Origin of the sequence: Bradyrhizobium sp. 141 (genome assembly GCF_023074055.1) — a bacterium.
Taxonomy (GTDB): domain Bacteria; phylum Pseudomonadota; class Alphaproteobacteria; order Rhizobiales; family Xanthobacteraceae; genus Bradyrhizobium.
The window spans coordinates 202815-220475 of record NZ_JADPKR010000082.1; the positions used below are offsets into that span (position 1 = coordinate 202815).

The window sequence follows — 17661 nt, forward strand, 5'->3', positions numbered from 1 at the left end:
CGATGGAGCTCAACCTTTCCCGCGAGGACGCGGCGTTTCGTGACGAGGTGCGCACTTTTATTGCGGAGAACTATCCGCAGGAAATGCGCGTTCCGAATCCGGAGACCGACCTGACCAAGGAGCAGTCGCTGCTCTGGCACCGGATTCTCCACAAGAGGGGTTGGATCGCGCCGCTCTGGCCTAGGGAGTATGGCGGCCCGGGCTGGTCCGTCACGCAGCGCTTCATCTTCGAGCAGGAAACCTCTCGCGCCGGCACGCTGCCGCCGCTCGCGTTCAGCGTCACCATGGTCGGGCCGGTGATCTACACCTTCGGCAACGAGGTGCAGAAGAAGAAGTTTCTGCCGCGGATTCTGGCCGGCGAGGATTGGTGGTGCCAGGGCTATTCGGAGCCGGGCTCAGGCTCGGACCTCGCAACCGTCAGAACCAAGGCGGTGCGTGACGGCGACCACTACATCGTCAACGGTCACAAGACCTGGACCACGCTGGCGCAGCACGCCGACTGGATCTTCTGCCTCGTGCGCACCGACCCGAACGCGAAGCCGCAATCCGGAATCTCCTTTCTGCTGATCGACATGAAGTCGCCCGGCGTCACCGTGCGGCCGATCATCACGATCGATGGCAGCCACGAGGTCAACGACGTCTTCCTCGAAGACGTCCGCGTCCCCGTCGAAAACCTGGTCGGCGAGGAGAACAAGGGCTGGACCTACGCCAAGTTCCTGCTCGGCAACGAGCGCACCAGCATGGCCGGCATCGGTCGGTCCACCCGCTACATCACCAGGCTGAAGCAGATCGTGAAGGCCGAGATACCGGCCGACGATCCCGCGCATCTCGAATTTCTGCGGGACATTGCCCGCATCGAGCTCGACGTGCTGGCGCTGGAGGCGACGGAGCTGCGGGTCGTCGCCCAGATGGCGCGCGGCATAGATCCTGGTCCGGCGGCCTCGCTGTTCAAGATCCGCGGCACCGAGATATTTCAGGATATCACCGAGCTCACCCATCGCGCGATCGGCAATTACGGCCTGGCCATCCGCGAGCATCCGGTCAGCGCCAATCGCTTCATGCCCGGCCCCGATTACGGCCATACCGCGTCGGAGAAATATCTGAACGCGCGCAAGCTCAGCATCTACGGCGGATCCAACGAGATCCAGCGAAACATCATCGCCAAGGCCGTGCTCGGGCTCTAGCCAAGCGGATCGGGAGGATCGGATGGATATTCAGTTCACGGAAGAGCAGGAACTGCTGCGATCGAGCGTCCAGCGCCTGCTGCGCGACCAGTACGATTTCGAGGCGCGGCGCAAGATCGCGGCGAGCGAGGAAGGCTTTAGCCGGAAGCAGTGGGCAGCTTTCGCCGAACTCGGCCTGCTGGCTGCGCCGTTCTCCGAGGCCGCCGGCGGTCTCGGCGGCGGTCCGCTGTCGACCATGATCGTCATGCATGAGTTCGGCCGTCACCTCGTGGTCGAGCCTTTCGTCGAGACGGTGGTGCTGGCCGGCGGACTGATCGAGCACGTGGGCACGCCGGAGCAGCAGCAAAGCTTTATCCCTGAAATCGTCGACGGCTCGAAAGTCTGGACGCTGGCCTGGACGGAGAAGGCGTCGCGCTTCGATTTTGCCAATGTCACGACGAGGGCGCGGCGCGAGGGGAGCGACTACGTCCTGACCGGCGCGAAGACCATGGTGATCGCCGCGCCCTGGGCCGACTATCTCATCGTCTCGGCGCGGACCGCCGGCGACGACCGTGACCGCGGCGGCGTGAGCCTGTTCGTGGTCGATCGCCGCGCGACGGGCGTTGATCTCCAGAGCTTCAAGACCATCGACGGCCGCCGGGCTGCCGAGGTCAGCCTGCGCGATGCTCGGGGGCAATTGCTGGGAGCAGAAGGCGAGGGCGTCGCCGCGCTGGAAGCCTGCCGCGACCGCGCCATCGGCGCGCTCTGCGCGGAAACCGTCGGCGCGATTGGTGAGCTGAACGCGGCGACGCTGGACTATTCCAAGACCCGCAAGCAATTCGGCACCACCATCGGCTCGTTCCAGGTGCTGCAGCATCGGATGGTCGACATGTTCATCGCCCATCAGGAAGCGCTCTCCCTGATGCAGCATCTGAGCCTCAGTCTCAGCGCCGGCGATTCCGCACTGTCGCGGCTCGCCTCCGGCGCCAAGTCGAAGATCGGCTATGCCGGCAAGTTCGTCGCCGACCAGGCGGTGCAGCTTCACGGCGGCATGGGAATGACCGACGAGCTCAACGTCGGGCACTATTTCAAGCGGATCTCCTCCATCAACATCCAGTTCGGCGATCCCGCGTTCCATGTGCTGCGTTACGCGCAGCTGGACGCGGCCGCGTAAGCAGAGAGGCCAGCATGACGACAGAAGCAGTCATCGTTTCCACCGCAAGGACGGCCGTCGGCAAGGCCTACCGCGGCGCGCTCAACAACACGGACGGCCCGACCATGGCCGGGCACGTGATGGCCGAAGCGGTGAAACGCGCCGGCATCGCGCCGGGCGAGGTGGAAGATGTGGTCATGGGCTGCGCGATGCAGCAGGGCACCATGGTGATGAACGTGGCGCGCAAGGGCGCGATCCGCGCCGGCCTGCCAGCGACAGTTGCCGGCACCACCATCGATCGGCAATGTGCGTCCGGCCTCCAGGCCATCGCGGTTGCCGCGCGCTCGGTGATGCTCGACGGCGTCGAGGTCGCGATCGGTGGCGGCATAGAGTCGATCAGTCTCGTGCAGAACGAGCACATGAACAGATTCCACGCCGTCGACGACGAGCTGATGGCAATGAAGCCGGAAATGTACATGTCGATGCTCGATACGGCGGAGGTCGTCGCCGAGCGCTACAAGATCGGCCGCGACAAGCAGGACGAATACAGCCTCGAGTCCCAGCGCCGCGTCGGCGCTGCGTTGCAGGCCGGTCGCTTCAACGACGAGATCGTGCCGTTCACGACCAGGATGGCGCTGGTCAACAAGGACACCAAGGAGGTCACCTACGAGCAGGTGACGCTCACAAAAGACGAAGGCCCACGTCCCGAAACCACCGCCGAAGGCCTCGCCAAGATCAAGCCGGTGTTCGAGGGCAAGACAATCAGCGCAGGAAATGCCAGCCAGCTTTCGGACGGTGCCTCGGCCTGCGTGATCATGAGCGACAAGATTGCAGCCAGGAAGGGACTCAAGCCGCTCGGCATCTTCCGCGGCTTCGTCGCCGCCGGCGTCGAGCCGGACGAGATGGGCGTCGGCCCGGTCGCCGCGATCCCGCGCCTGCTCAAGCGCCATAACCTGAAGATCGACGACATCGATCTCTGGGAGCTCAACGAAGCTTACGCGGTGCAGGTGATCTATTGCCGCGACAAGCTCGGCATCGACCCGGAAAAGCTCAACGTCAACGGCGGCTCGATCGCGATCGGTCATCCCTATGGCATGACGGGCGCGCGGCTCACCGGCCACATCCTGATCGAGGGCCGGCGGCGCAAGGCGAAATACGGCGTGGTGACCATGTGCATCGGCGGCGGCATGGGTGCCGCCGGCCTGTTTGAAATCATCCACTGAGCGGAAACGCGGGGAGATCATTCGTGAAGACAGCGATTACTGAACTGTTCGGCATCGAGCACCCGATCATCCAGGGCGGAATGCATTTTGTCGGCTTCGCCGAAATGGCGGCGGCCGTCTCCAACGCAGGCGGGCTCGGCTTGATCACTGGCCTGACGCAGAGAACGCCGGAATTGCTGGCCAAGGAGATCGCGCGCTGCCGCGACATGACGGACAAGCCGTTCGGCGTGAACCTCACGTTCCTGCCGACCTTCAGCGCGCCGCCTTATCCGGAATATATCGCTGCCATCAGGGAGGGCGGCGTCAGGATCGTCGAAACCGCCGGGCGCAGCCCCGAACAGTACATGTCGGCCCTGAAGGCGGGCGGCATCAAGGTGATCCACAAATGCACCTCCGTCCGGCACTCGCTGAAGGCGGAGCAGATCGGCTGCGATGCCGTCAGCGTCGACGGCTTCGAGTGCGGCGGTCATCCCGGGGAGGATGACATGCCGAACATGATCCTGTTGCCGCGCGCGGCCGAGGAGCTGAAGATCCCGTTCGTCGCCTCGGGCGGCATGGCGGACGCGCGCAGCCTCGTTGCGGCGCTGGCGATGGGCGCTGCGGGCATGAACATGGGCACGCGCTTCATCGCCACCAAGGAAGCGCCGGTGCACGAGAACGTCAAGAAGGCGCTGGTCGCGGCGTCGGAGCTCGACACCAGGCTCGTTATGCGCGCGCTCCGCAACACCGAACGGGTCCTCAACAACAAGGGTGTCGAGAACCTGCTCGAGATCGAGCGAGAGAAGGGCAAGAGCCTCAAGATCGAGGACATTCACGACCAGGTGGCGGGCGTCTATCCCAAGGTGATGATCGACGGCGACATGGACGCGGGCGCCTGGAGCTGCGGCATGGTCGTCGGGCTCATTCACGACATTCCAACCGTGAAGGAACTGATCGACCGCATCATGGCGGATGCCGAGCGCCTGATCAGGGGCAGGCTGACCGGATTCCTTGACGCCGACAGCGGGGCCGCGCGGAAGGTCGCTTGATTGAAGACACGGCTCGGGATCGGCGCGTCAAGCGCCGATCCCCGCGCGTGCGTGTGGTGAGAGGCTTCGGTTTGATTTGGTGATCGAGCCGCGGTTACTGCGACCGTGCGTCCTCTAGTGCCTTGCGAATACGCGGATTTTGTTCGAGAGCCCATTGGACGGTCTTCGGAGCGCGTCCAAGCAATCTTTCGAGTTCGTCGTTGACAACGTCGTATCGTCCGCCTGCGACCAGGCGGGTGATGGTGTTCAGGTGGTCCGCAATGTGCGGATTGCGAGATGCCAGAGCAGAGTTGATGTACGCGTCGATCCAGGCATCCAGATCCTGGGGTATATAGGAAATCTTGCGCCCGAGGGTGGCGCCGTAATCCTCCGCAAAGCCGTGCATGTCCTTCAACACCGGTCCGGTGAGCGCATATGACATTGATATGTGTGACGACGGGTCGATCAGGACCTTCGCGCAAATCTCCGCAACGTCATAGGCAGCGATTGGCGCGATCTTCTGCGTGCCGAACGGCAGATGAAGTTCGCCCGCGCTCAGCAATTGCTTGAGCGGAAACCACGAAAGGATCGGGTTCTCGGCGAACATCGTCGCTCGGATGTTAACGACCGGGAGACCGGACCATTGCAGCGCCTGCTCCGACGCCCAATGTGCCCGCTGTTGCGGCGACCATTCGGCGACAGATCCTCCGAGCCAGGCTATTCGCGCCTCCCGCTCTGCGGTCATTCGATCGAACGTCATGAAGGTCTGCTCGAACTCCGAGATGTTCACGAAAACCTCGATGCCGCCTTGCGCACGCGCAGCGGCGGCCATCAGGATGGTTGCGTCGCTATAGTAGGGGTTCAAGCTCATGCTGAAGTAGATCCGCCGGCAACCTTTCAAGGCAGCCGCGACATCGGCGACATTGAGAAGATCGCCGACGAATACCTCGGCTCCTGCCTGTCGAAGCGCCTCAGCCCGCTCGTCGTTCCTCCTCACGAAGGCGCGCACCGGATATTGCTGCGACAGCAGCATCTTGATCATCGTCCTGCTTACGGAGCCAACCTCGCCACCGGCGCCAGTGATCAATATTGGGGGCCGCATCGACATCGCTTCGTCCTCTTGGCTGAGTGACTGAGTGGTTCTGGGCGGATCAGATTCTCGCGATTGCGGCGCGCGAGACCGGTTAGGTCCTCAGGAAGCGGAGGACATGGTCGAAGACTGCTTCGGGTTGTTCAAGATGCAGAAAATGCCCCGCTTTGGGCATGACGACACGCTCGAGTCCGCGCGTGAACGCCGCCTCCATGCCTTCGCTAAGCCGGGCTGACATGCAGCCGTCGTCTGCCCCATGAAGATAGAGCGACGGGACCGCAATTGGGCCACTCGCGAGAGCCTCAAGAGCTTGGGCCGACGCGTCGGATGGCGGGGTGAACAACTGTCGATAATAGGCCAGAGCCTGCGCGAGGACGCCGGGCTGGGCAAAGGTCTCGTTGAGTGCAGAACGAGCCGGAGCTGGCAGCACGTACCCCGGTGACCATTCCCGCCAGAGGCGGTCGAGGAATGCAAAGTCGTTCAGCTGAACGGCCATCTCGGCCAGACGTGTCTGGAAGAAGAACATGTACCAGCTTCGTCGCTGCTGATCACCGTCGGCAACGAATGCCGATGCCGGTCCCTTTCCATAGGGCACCGCCAGCCCGACGAGCTTGCGGACGCGTCCCGCATCGAGGCTTGCCGCGGCGTAGGCTGCACGTGCCCCCAAATCATGGCCGACGAGAACGGCTTGCTCAGCTCCAAGCAGTTCGATGAGCGCTAATACGTCGCGACCGGTTGCCGAGGCCCGGTACGACCCGTCGGGCGCCGCGCCGCCGACCCAATATCCGCGGAGCGCCGGCGCCACCGCCCAATATCCTTCCTGCGCGAGACGATCGAGAAAGGGGATCCAACTCTGCGCATGATCGGGAAAGCCATGCAGGCAGAGCACGAGGGGACCATGTCCAGCCTCCAGAATCGGGAAATCGAGCCCGTTGGCGTGAACCGTCCGCCTGCGGATATTGCCGCTCGCCACAGAGTTCTCCTGCGAACGCCCTGGAATATCGGCGTGTCGTTGTTCGGCCGTTGGAGCGGAGGCGATCATGTTTGGCGTTTTCCTTCGTAGAGCCTGTCTGAACTAACGAACGCGCGCTTCCCGGCTTAGAGGCCCCACGAGCGAGGCGGGATCGCCTCGCTTCCCTTGCCTTCCCAGTGCCGCTGGCTACGCGGCCATTCGCAGCAGAGCGACGATATCGGCTTCGTCTTTGAAGGGGCGCGGGTTGGCCTTTACGAAGCGATGATTGATCGCGATCTTGCTGATCCGATCGAACTTGTCTTCACCGATGCCGACCTCGGCGAGCCGCCCAGGCAGTCCAAGTCTCCTGGTGAATTCCGCAAAGGCATCTGCGGCTTCGCCACCCGGAGCGCCCAAAGCCGTCGCCAGACGCTTCTGCGCATCCTTGGTGAACGGCTTGTTGTAGCGAAGAAGGCTCGGCATGATGACGGGCGTGCAATAATAGTGGGGAACGTCGAAGGTCCCGCCAAGCACGTGGCCAATGCCGTGACTTGCGCCCATGGGGACGCGGGCCTGCAGCCCGAACGACGCGAGCCATGAGCCGTATTGTGACATTCGGCGTGCCTCGAGATCATCAGGTTGTTGCAGGGTCTGGAGCATTCCCTCACGCAACGTGCGGATGCCCGCCAGGATGACTTCGTCAGCCAAGGGAGTGCCGGCCGGCGAGCACAATGCTTCGATGCCGTGATCCATCGAGCGTGTGCCCGATCCCATCCAGAGCTTTGTTGGTGTATGAAGCGTGAGGGCGGGGTCGAGAATGATCGCCACCGGCATCATTTGGGGGTGAAAGAAGATCTGCTTCAGCTTCTGGCGTTCATCGGTGACGAGCGCTGCGGCATTGTATTCGCCGCCATTCAGCGTCGACGGCACCGCGATTTGCCGAACTGTCGGCGAGCGGAAGGGTGATTGGCTGACGCCCGGTCCCATCGGAAAGGGATCGAAGCCAGCTTCATCGCGGATATCGTGCTCCATCGCCATGATGACGATCTTGGCGAGATCGACCGCAGATCCTCCGCCGACGGCCACGACGAGATCGGCTCGCGTCTCCTTTGCGTGAAGGGCGACCTCGGCAGCCTGCTTGCGCGTCGTATGCTGCGCAATGCCGTCGAAGGTCGCTGCATGCTTGTCGCCAAGCGTGCGCCGGATCTTCTCGATCTCGTCGGTCGTGGAGTTCAGGGTTCGACTGGCGATGAGGAAGATGCGCTTTGCGTCAAGTCTCTCCGCCTCGTCGCGGATAGCTTCAGAGGCGGGTTTGCCATAGATGACACGGTCAATTGCCGGAAAGTTATGTACACCAGTCCTGCGCATTTCTTCCTCCCATAAGCCGCCCGATCATCGGGCATTATATTATGATCATCATTCAAGTTCGAGTCGGCATCTCAGCACGTTGGGTCTCCGCGACGTGCTGAAGAGTTAAATCGCGCCAGTTGCCGTCGCCGGATTAACGGCGTTCGCTATCGCTGTTCATGGATGCGCTGCCGCCAATACCAGGCGAGCCAGCTCCGACGGATTGTCGAGAGGCCTAACGCTTTTTCGATAGGCGCCCACACGCAACCGCTCCAGGCGTCAAGCGTCCATTATTCTTTTCATCGTGGCCCTTTGCATCGATCGCGGCGTCAGGCGATTTGAAAAGGCAGCCATGTTGTTCGCCAGGCCCGGGATCACCATGGCTTTTCCTTGCATGAGCGCCCGAATGCCCGTCTCGGCGACCGGACGCGGCTTCATGGTGAGGAGGCGCAGCATGGCCGACGTGGTTGCGCCGGCTGCCGCATCGAAACCCGTCGCGGTGTGCCCCGGGCAGAGGCTGGTAACGACCACCCCGTGCGGGCGAAGCTCTTCATGCAGGGCCTCGCCAAAGGCGAGTACATAAGCCTTGGTCGCCGCATAGGCCGCATAGCTGGGAACGGCTTGGAAGGCCAGAAGGCTGGCAATGAGAAGGATATGTCCAGATCGCCGCTTGGCCATATCGCGGCCGAACAGATAAGTCAGCTCCGTGACGGTCGTGATGTTGAGCTGGATCATGTCCGCGGTGCGCTCGATTGGCGTGTCCAAAAAATCGCCGTGCAGACCGTATCCGGCATTGTTCAGCAAGATGTCGATCGCCACCGACTTCGCGTCGAGATTGCTTTTCAGGCGGCTGGCCGCGCCCGGCGCCGCAAGATCGATCGCTTCGACCAGCACATCCACCCCGTATTTGCGACGGAGATCGGAGGCAAGCTTTTCCATCGGCTCCTGCCGTCGAGCCGCCAAGACGAGATTGACTTTCTGCGCCGCCAGCAGATCTGCGAATTCAAGGCCGAAGCCGCTCGAGGCCCCCGTGATCAGAGCCCATTTTCCGGCGAAGCTGTTCATTGCTTCATTCGACATCGTTCTCGTCCTCATCTATTTGATCAGCGAGTGGGGCTCGGCCACATTCTCAATCAGAACGCCGGCCCATCCTTTCAAGCAGCAGCAGCGGCGTCGCGAACCTGTTCGGCCGCGGCATCCAAAAGCGCCTGAGCCAGATCGGGGTCGTTGATGACGCGCGAGAGCGTCACCGCGCCGACCATCGTCGCGAGAATCGCCATGGCCTTGCCGCGGGAGGCCTCGTCGCCGGTCCCGGCGATGTAGCGGCCGAGCACATCGAGATGCGCTTTGATTCCTGCTTCGAACTCCGCCTTCACGTCGGGGCCCTGTCGGGCGGCATCTGAGCCGAGCGCCACGATCGGGCAGCCGTCCATCTTTTCTCCGCGATGGTCGCCGCTGAGGTAAAACCCGATCACCGCGCCGAGCGGATCATCAGGATTCTGAGCGGCTGCATCCGACCATCGGCCGGACGCGCTCTCCAATGCGCGCCTGGACGCCTCTACTGCCAAATCCTCTTTTGACGCGAATTGCTTGTAGAAGGCGCCCTGGGTTAGCCCGGCCCCTTCCATCAGGTCCTTGAGCCCGATGCCATCAAAGCCGCGCTCCCTGAAGAGGCGACTTGCCACATCGATCACGGTTTTGCGGTTCTCCGCGGCCTGGACGCGACTGACTCGCATCGGCACCCTCCAAATTTAGATTTCATTCGAACTCTATTACGGCAGATAGAAGCTGAACGCAATCTATCAAGAGGCCCAAAGAGAAATCCGTTGGGCGGGGAGCCCTTTCACCCCTTTTAGGTCTCGCGAAAGGCCATAATCACATTTTCGTTGCTCCTCCTCCTTTTTAGATTGCGTTCGAAATCTAAACGAGATATAGAGTTCGCACGAAATCTAAATCGGAGACTGACAATGAAGATGCGGGGTTTTGCGGTTTTGGCCGGTATTCTGATCCCGGCAGGGGTGGCGACCTTCGTTGCTCTTGGGATCCCACCCCGAGAAGCCTCCGCGGTCGGCGACCCCAGGCAAGAGCCCCCGATGGTCCGTCTCGTGACCGCCGCGCCGGTCAGTGGATCCGAACGAGGGTTTACCGGGACCATCGGCGCGAGAGTGGAAAGCAATCTCGGTTTCCGCGTCGCCGGTAAGATCGTCGAACGGCTCGTGAATGTCGGTGAGCAGGTCAAAGCCGGGCAGCCGCTGATGCGGATCGACGAGACCGACCTCCGCCTGGCGGTCGCAGCGAAGCGCAACGCCGTCGCCGCTGCGCGTGCAGTTGTCGTTCAGACCGACGCCGATGAGCGGCGATACGCCAACCTCGTCAGCGACGGATGGACTTCCAAGCAGCGCTACGAGCAGGCGAAGGCCGCGTCGGATACAGCCAAAGCGCAGCTTGCCGCGGCGGAAGCCGACGCAGGGGTCGCCGAGAATCAGGCAACCTATTCCGTCCTGGTGGCGGACGCGGACGGAACGGTGACCCAAACGCTTGGTGAGCCGGGACAAGTTGTCTCCGCCGGCCAGGCGGTCGTTCGGCTGGCGCAGTCCGGTCCTCGCGAAGCCGTGGTGGCGCTTCCCGAAACGATCCGGCCGGCGATTGGTTCGCCTGCCGATGCAAGCCTGTATGGGAGCGATGGGCGCTTTACTGCGCATCTCCGGCAATTGTCAGATTCCGCCGATGTCCAGACCCGCACTTACGAGGCTCGTTATGTGCTCGATGGTGAGGCCGCGGCGGCACCGCTTGGCGCGACGGTCACCATTCGGCTTGCAAGCCAGGGGAGTCAGCCGGAAGTCCAGGTGCCGCTGGGAGCCGTGCTCGACGACGGCAGAAAGACTGGCGTTTGGGTGTTCGACAGCGGCACCTCGGCCGTACGCTTTCAGCCCATCAAGCTTGTGCGTGTGACCAGCGAAAATGCCGTGATCTCCGGGCTGAGCTCAGGTGATCGGGTTGTCTCGCTGGGCGCGCACCTCCTGCAGGACGGCGCTCACGTCAGGACAGCCTCTCAAGACAGGAGCAACTGATGCGCTTCAATCTTTCCGCGATCGCAGTCCGTGAACGGGCCGCAACGCTGTTCTTCTTACTTTTGCTGGCGGCCGCAGGCGCCTACGCCTTCCTCATGCTCGGACGGGCCGAGGATCCCTCCTTCACCATCAAGACCCTGACGGTCACGACCGTGTGGCCGGGTGCGACGGCACGCGAGATGCAAGACCAGGTCGCCGAACCCCTGGAGAAGCGGATTCAGGAGCTGACGTGGTACGACCGGGTGGAGACGACCACACGGCCGGGTTATGCATACATGACCGTGACGCTGAAGGACAACACACCGCCATCCGTCGTGCAGGAAGAGTTCTACCAGGCCCGCAAGAAGCTCGGGGATGAAGCGCGCAAGCTGCCCTCTGGTGTGCTCGGCCCCTTCGTCAATGACGAATATTCGGACGTGAGCTTCGCCCTTTATGCCCTCAAGGCCAAGGGCATGCCGATGCGGGAGCTCGCCAGGCAAGCCGAGACCATTCGCCAGGATCTTCTGCACGTGCCTGGCGTCAAGAAGATCAACATCCTCGGTGAACGCCCCGAGCAGATATTTGTCGAGTTCTCCTATCCCAAGTTGGCAACCCTCGGCGTATCGGCAACGGATATCGTCGCCGCTTTGCAGCGGCAGAACACCGTCACACCGGCAGGTTCGATCGACACCAAGGGGCCGCAGGTTTTCATCCGGGTCGAGGGGGCCTATGACAGCGTCCAGGCGATCGCCGACACTCCGATCGTCGCAGCCGGGCGAACGCTGAAGCTTTCCGACATCGCCGAAGTCCGTCGCGGTTACGAAGATCCTCCCACCTACCTCATCCGGCACCAGGGGGAGCCCACCATCATGCTCGCGGCGGTCATGCAGGAGGGCTGGAATGGTCTCGCGCTCGGCAAGGCGCTAGAGGAGAGGTCCGGAACGATCTCCCAGACGCTGCCACTCGGGATGACGCTGGCCAAGGTCAGCGACCAGGCCGTCAACATTTCCTCATCGGTTGACGAATTCATGATGAAGTTCGCGATGGCGCTCGGCGTGGTGCTGCTGGTGAGCCTGCTCAGCCTCGGTTGGCGCGTCGGCATCGTGGTCGCGGCGGCCGTCCCCCTGACGCTTGCCGTCGTGTTTCTCATCATGCTGGAAACCGGCCGTTTCTTCGACCGCATCACGCTCGGCGCCCTCATCCTGGCGCTTGGCCTTCTCGTGGACGATGCCATCATCGCCATCGAGGTGATGGTGGTGAAAATGGAAGAGGGCATGGACCGCATCTCGGCGGCGGCCTATGCGTGGAGCCACACTGCGGCGCCGATGCTGTCGGGAACACTCGTGACCATCGCAGGCTTCCTGCCGGTGGGCTTCGCGCGCTCGACGGCGGGCGAATACGCCGGCAACATCTTCTGGGTCGTGGGGTTCGCTCTTATCGTCTCCTGGATCGTCGCCGTGGTGTTCACGCCCTATCTCGGCGTCAAGATGCTGCCCGCGATCAAACCGATCGAAGGTGGCCACCACGCGATTTACGGCACGCCAAATTATCAACGCCTGCGCGCGATCATCACCTTCGTCGTGCGCCACAAGTTCGTGACCTGCGGCATCGTCGCCGTCGCTTTCGGGCTTTCCGTCGTCGGCATGGGTGGCCTCAAACAGCAGTTCTTCCCGACGTCCGACCGCCCTGAAGTGCTGGTGGAGGTTCGTCTGCCGGAAGGCACCAGCATCGGGACGACGACCGCCACTGTCGCAAAGCTTGAACGCTGGCTGGAAGGCCAGTCGGAGGCCAAGATCGTCACGAGCTATGTCGGTCAGGGTGCGCCGCGCTTCTTCTTCGCGATGGCGCCGGAGCTGCCCGATCCGGCCTTCGCAAAGATCGTCGTGCTGACGCCGGATGCGGAAGCGCGCGAGGTCTTGAAGCATCGGCTCCGACAGGCAGTGTCGGACGGGCTTGCGCCTGAGGCCAATGTGCGCGTGACGCAGCTTGTGTTCGGACCCTACACGCCATTCCCTGTCGAGTTTCGGATCATGGGACCCGACCCGGCGGAATTGTACGCCATCTCTGAAAAGGCGCTTGGTATCATGCGTGGCGTTCCAGATGTGCGCCAGGCAAACCGTGATTGGGGTGATCGCACGCCCGTGCTCCGCTTCATCCCGGATCAGGATCGCCTGAACCTCATCGGTCTTTCACCGGCGGAGGTGGGAAGGCAACTCCAGTTCCTTCTCACCGGCATCGCCGTGACGCAGGTCCGCGAGGACATTCGCAATGTCCCCATCGTGGCGCGCAGCGCCGGCGGAGAGCGGCTGGATCCGACGCGGCTGGCGGATTTCTCATTGATGAGCCGGGATGGCCGCGCGGTTCCGCTCGACCAGGTCGGCCATTCGGAAGTCCAACTTGAAGAGCCGATCATGAAGCGGCGCGATCGCACCCCGGTCGTCACGATTCGCTCGGACATCAATGAGGCGACCCAGCCTCCGGAGGTCTCCAAGGACATCAAGACGGCCCTTCAGCCGCTGATCGCATCTCTTCCGGCTGGCTATCGTATCGAGCTGGGCGGATCGATCGAGGAGGCAACCAAGGCCAATGACGCGCTGGCGACGATCTTCCCGGTCATGATTGCCGCCATGCTGATCGTCATCATGCTTCAGGTGCGATCGTTCTCGATGATGACCTTGGTCGTGCTGACCGGACCGCTTGGCCTCGCCGGCGTCGTGCCGACGTTGCTGATCTTTCATCAGCCCTTCGGATTCAACGCCATCCTGGGCCTGATTGGGCTGGCGGGCATCCTGATGCGCAACACTCTGATCTTGACCGATCAAATCAAGGAGAACCTTGCCGCTGGCCTGGATGAATATCACGCCGTCATCGAGGCCACGGTGCAACGCACCAGGCCCGTGATCCTGACCGCATTGGCTGCCGTGCTCGCGTTCATCCCTCTCACGCATTCTGTCTTCTGGGGATCGATGGCATACACGCTGATCGGCGGCACGGCGGTCGGCACGGTTCTGATCTTGCTGTTCCTTCCCGCGCTTTATGCCACGTGGTTCCGGATCAAGCCGACCGCAGATGAGATCCATGAGGTGACGCCCGAGAAGCCGGAATTGCAACCGGCATTGGCTGCCGAATAAGGCTCTGTTGCTCCAATGGATCGTCCGGTCCGCACGGGAAGAGAGTCCGACGAGGCCCGCGCCCGGATCCTGGGCGCGGCGGAAGAGCGCTTTCGGCGTGTCGGTCACCACAGGACGTCGGTGGCCGACATCGCCGCTGAACTCGGCATGAGCCCGGCGAATATCTACCGCTTCTTTCCTTCCAGGAATGCAATCAACGAGTCCATCTGCGGGCGTCTCATCAACGAGGTTGCCGACAGCGCCTTTGCGATCGCACGCTCGGACGCGCCGGCGACGGAGAAACTCGATCAACTGCTGACCAGTGTTCACCACCACACCAAGATGATGCTGGTCAAGGCAAAGCCCATGCACGATCTGATCGTCGCCGCCATGCAGGAGAACTGGCCGATCATTCAGGTGCACATCGAGCGGATGCTGATGATCTTGGAGGCGATCATACGCGAGGGCGCTGACGCGGGCGAGTTCGACGTCGAAGACGCCGCGGAAGCCGCCCGTGCGGTCAGGTCCGCGTTCGTGCCCTTCTTCCATCCAATTCTGATCGAGCACTGCGCTGTACACGGCGAAGACACCGAAGCAAGCATGCGCGCCCAAATTGTCTTTATCCTGAAAGCTTTGGGCAAGTCCGGCTAAGGGCCTGCCTCATTCAGCCCTGATGACGTCGCTGGTGCGAAATCTGCCATCGGCATCTTGGCCCGTGCCGGAAACTCAACGCTCAGTCCCGACCGTACGCTTCCGGGGGGATGTCCCGGCTGCCGCCTTGTTGCCACCCTGCTGTTTGCAGGCATCAGACAACCACGCGGCAAACGCGGCGACGGCCGGGTCGTCGGCCATGCGTTGCTCGTATTCGAGCACGAAGTGACGCCGCGTCGGCCGAACGATGGGATGCGCTCTGACAAGACTGAGGTGAGCAAGATCCGGAGCGAGCAGGCTCTCGATTGCGATCGCGGCGCCAAGCCCGGCGGTCGCAGCTTCGATGGCCAGACCGAGGCTTTCAAAGCTGCTCCCGCCGCGAACGGGCACCTTGGTGAGCTGCGCGTGGTCGAGCCAGCGCCGCCAATCGTCCGGTCGCGGCCTGTTGTGCAGCAATGGTACGGACGTGAAGTCCAGCGCGCCATCCTTCAGCAAGGCTGGCGAGCAGACCGGCACGGTCGCGATCGGCAGCAGCGGCCGGGTGACGAGGCCGGCTCTGGGTTCTCCGTCCGAGACGGCAATGACGGCATCGTAGCGGCTGGCAAGAAGGTCCACAGGGTTGGCGCTGGTGTGCAGATCGATCTCCAATTCAGGATGCGCTGTCTTGAGCGCGAGCCACCTCGGCAGCAGAAAACGCGACAAGAAAAATCCGTAGACGCCGACGGACAGGCGCCGGAACTGCCGCAGGTGCAGGCCTTCGGCCGCGTCCGCAATGCGGTCCAGCGCTTCGCGCGTGGAATCGGCGAAGGCTTTGCCGGCGGAGGTCAGAACCAGGCCCCGCGATCCCCGCAGGAACAGCGCCGTGCCCATCCGCACCTCGAGGGCGCGGACGTGCCTGCTGACGGCTCCAACCGTGACGTTCAGCTCGTCGGCGGCGCGCGTGATCGACAGATGTCGCGCGGCCGCTTCGAAGGCTCGTACGGCATGCAGCGGAGGAAGTCGTCGTGAAGCCATGATGGCACGCCCCGCGGGATGACCGAGCCTTGACTCTCGCTCAAGGCCCCCGCCCAAGAAGTCGTTTGCGCGAGGCGCTGTCAAGTCATACCCGAAGTCTGGCCGGCTCCGCCCCGGCCCCAAGAGCGACAATCTGGAGAGGAAGCTCATGACCGCTCATGCCGGTTTGGCTCGTCGCGAAGCGTCGTCTCGACGCTCCGAGGCTTTGGCGCCCACCTGTCGTGGGCTGAACTACTATTCCGTCGACCGGAGCGTTCGGGATTTGCTTCCGCTGTACATGGAAGCGCCACTGCTCGCACATCTCGAGCCGCATCTTGCCGAGCTCGGCGCGCTCGCTGGAAGCAAGCTTTATGATCTGTCCGATCAGGCCGAGCGCCATCAGCCGGTGTTGCATCTCCGCGATGGCTATGGCCGCGACGAGGAGTGGGTCGAGTACCATCCCGCCTACCGGGAGATGGAGCGGATCGCGTTCGGACAATTCGGTATGCACGCGATGTGCAACCGCAGCGGCGTGCTGGGCTGGCCCTCGGCCATGCCGCCGATCGCGAAATACGTGTTTCATTACCTGTTCTCGCAGGCCGAGTTCGGGCTGCTGTGCCCAGTGAACCTCACCGACAGTTCCTCGGAGCTGGTGCGCCGGTTCGGCTCTGATGAGTTGCGGGAGCGCTATCTGTCGCGGATGTGGAGCCAGGATCCGGCCACGCTGTTCAAATGCGCGCAGTTTATGACCGAGAAGACCGGCGGCTCCGATGTCGGGGCGGCCGAACTGACCGCGGCGCGCGACGGCGAGCATTGGAGGCTCTACGGCGAGAAGTGGTTCTGCTCCAACGCGGATGCGGAGCTGGCTGTATTGCTTGCGCGGCCCGAAGGCGCGCCGGAAGGCGGGCGTGGCCTCGGCCTGTTCCTGATGCCGAAAACGCTGCCGGACGGCAGTCGCAACGCATATCGCATCGTACGTCTGAAGGACAAGCTCGGCAGCCGCACCATGGCGAGCGGGGAGATCGTGTTCGAGGGCGCCGTGGCCTACCAGCTCGGCGCGCTCGATCAGGGCCTGAAGCAGATGCTGGTGATGGTGAATTCGAGCCGCGTCTCGCACTTGGCGCGCGCTGCCGGCATGATGCGCCGCTGCCTGAACGAGGCACTCCAGGCCTCGCGTCACCGCAGCGCCTTCGGCTGCGCGGTGATCGATCATCCGCTGATGCGCCGGCAGCTCGTCAAGCTGATGGTGCCGACCGAGCAGGCGCTGTCCGCGCTGCTCTATTCGGCGACCGCGCCGGAGAAGGTGCTGCGGCTGCTGACGCCGATCGTCAAATACCGCGCTTGCCGCGACAACGTCACGGTGGCGACCGGCGCGATGGAGGCGCGCGGCGGCAATGGCTATATCGAGGACTGGCCGAACGCGCGGCTGGTGCGCGACGCCCATCTTGGCCTGATCTGGGAGGGCACCAGCAACATCAACGCGCTCGATGCCGTGCAGCGCGCCGTCGGAAAGGTCGGCGCGCATGCTGCCCTGCGCGACGATCTCGCGACCCGGCTCGGTGACACGCAGGGTGTTCCCGGCCAATTTCGCACGCGGCTTGACAATGCGATCAATGGCGCACTGCGCTTTGCGGAAAAGGTCGCCGCACGCAAGGAGAACGAGCGCTTCTGCCGTGCCGCAGCCGGCAAGCTCTATCATGCCGTCACTGCGGCGCTGCTGATCCAGGAGGGTTTTCGCCTGGGGGCATCCGGCGGCGATGCCCGCCGCCTGCTGCTCGCCCGCTTCGTGCTCGAGCACCGTTTGCAGGAGCCGAACGCGCTGAACCTGGAGAGCCAGCGCTGGGAGGACGAGGCAATCGACTTGCTGCTGGGCGAAGCGCCCGTGCCATTGTCCCGCGCGGCCGCGTTGCTGGTGGAGTAAT

The 17661-nt window shown here is 63.1% G+C and carries 14 protein-coding genes; 8 read left to right on the top strand and 6 right to left on the bottom strand.

Annotation, left to right across the window (positions count from 1 at the left end; all coding sequences use genetic code 11):
- The first annotated feature begins 2 nt into the window (after positions 1–2).
- From IVA81_RS24310 to IVA81_RS24325, 4 genes are read left to right on the top strand one after another with little or no spacing between them, the layout of a single operon-like run.
- Positions 3–1184: an acyl-CoA dehydrogenase family protein gene (locus IVA81_RS24310; RefSeq protein ID WP_247322649.1), complete on the top strand. Its 1182-nt coding sequence runs from the start codon at positions 3–5 to the stop codon at positions 1182–1184.
- 22 nt (positions 1185–1206) lie between these two features.
- Positions 1207–2337, top strand: a complete 1131-nt coding sequence (locus tag IVA81_RS24315; protein WP_247322650.1) for an acyl-CoA dehydrogenase family protein — start codon at positions 1207–1209, stop codon at positions 2335–2337.
- A 14-nt stretch (positions 2338–2351) separates the two neighbouring features.
- Positions 2352–3539 carry an acetyl-CoA C-acyltransferase gene (locus IVA81_RS24320; protein ID WP_247322652.1) on the top strand — a complete coding sequence of 396 codons (1188 nt, stop codon included), beginning with the start codon at positions 2352–2354 and terminating at the stop codon, positions 3537–3539.
- A 23-nt stretch (positions 3540–3562) separates the two neighbouring features.
- Complete coding sequence (locus IVA81_RS24325) at positions 3563–4567, top strand: nitronate monooxygenase family protein (RefSeq protein WP_247322654.1); 1005 nt, start codon at positions 3563–3565, stop codon at positions 4565–4567.
- A 94-nt stretch (positions 4568–4661) separates the two neighbouring features.
- Here IVA81_RS24325 and IVA81_RS24330 read toward each other — a convergent pair whose 3' ends face one another.
- From IVA81_RS24330 to IVA81_RS24350, 5 genes are all read right to left on the bottom strand, one after another.
- Entirely contained in the window at positions 4662–5654 is a 993-nt protein-coding gene (locus IVA81_RS24330; protein ID WP_346659416.1) for an NAD(P)H-binding protein, read from the bottom strand.
- A gap of 76 nt (positions 5655–5730) precedes the next feature.
- Positions 5731–6678 (bottom strand): alpha/beta hydrolase, encoded by a 948-nt coding sequence (locus IVA81_RS24335; protein ID WP_247322658.1) that lies wholly within the window; start codon positions 6676–6678, stop codon positions 5731–5733.
- 117 nt (positions 6679–6795) lie between these two features.
- Positions 6796–7956 (bottom strand): iron-containing alcohol dehydrogenase, encoded by a 1161-nt coding sequence (locus IVA81_RS24340; RefSeq protein ID WP_247322659.1) that lies wholly within the window; start codon positions 7954–7956, stop codon positions 6796–6798.
- 258 nt (positions 7957–8214) lie between these two features.
- On the bottom strand, positions 8215–9015 hold the full coding sequence (locus IVA81_RS24345; RefSeq protein WP_247322660.1) for an SDR family oxidoreductase: 801 nt from the start codon (positions 9013–9015) through the stop codon (positions 8215–8217).
- 74 nt (positions 9016–9089) lie between these two features.
- Positions 9090–9671: a TetR/AcrR family transcriptional regulator gene (locus IVA81_RS24350; protein ID WP_247323197.1), complete on the bottom strand. Its 582-nt coding sequence runs from the start codon at positions 9669–9671 to the stop codon at positions 9090–9092.
- Positions 9672–9902: 231 nt separating this feature from the next.
- On the opposite strand from IVA81_RS24350, the gene IVA81_RS24355 reads away from it, so the two are divergent.
- Genes IVA81_RS24355 through IVA81_RS24365 form a run of 3 tightly spaced genes read left to right on the top strand, consistent with a single transcriptional unit; the run spans position 9903 to position 14746 of the window.
- Positions 9903–11006, top strand: coding sequence for an efflux RND transporter periplasmic adaptor subunit (locus tag IVA81_RS24355; RefSeq protein ID WP_247322663.1), 1104 nt, complete (start codon positions 9903–9905; stop codon positions 11004–11006).
- Positions 11006–14116 carry an efflux RND transporter permease subunit gene (locus IVA81_RS24360; protein ID WP_247322665.1) on the top strand — a complete coding sequence of 1037 codons (3111 nt, stop codon included), beginning with the start codon at positions 11006–11008 and terminating at the stop codon, positions 14114–14116. Before IVA81_RS24355 ends, IVA81_RS24360 begins: the two co-directional genes overlap by 1 nt.
- Before the next feature lie 15 nt (positions 14117–14131).
- Positions 14132–14746 (top strand): TetR family transcriptional regulator, encoded by a 615-nt coding sequence (locus IVA81_RS24365; RefSeq protein ID WP_247322666.1) that lies wholly within the window; start codon positions 14132–14134, stop codon positions 14744–14746.
- Positions 14747–14821: 75 nt separating this feature from the next.
- Here the strand turns inward: IVA81_RS24365 and IVA81_RS24370 are convergent, their stop codons facing one another.
- Positions 14822–15910, bottom strand: coding sequence for a LysR substrate-binding domain-containing protein (locus tag IVA81_RS24370; RefSeq protein WP_346659417.1), 1089 nt, complete (start codon positions 15908–15910; stop codon positions 14822–14824).
- On the opposite strand from IVA81_RS24370, the gene IVA81_RS24375 reads away from it, so the two are divergent.
- Positions 15909–17660 (top strand): acyl-CoA dehydrogenase family protein, encoded by a 1752-nt coding sequence (locus tag IVA81_RS24375; protein WP_247322670.1) that lies wholly within the window; start codon positions 15909–15911, stop codon positions 17658–17660. The two genes, IVA81_RS24370 and IVA81_RS24375, sit on opposite strands and share 2 nt — an antisense overlap.
- Position 17661: the final 1 nt, after the last annotated feature.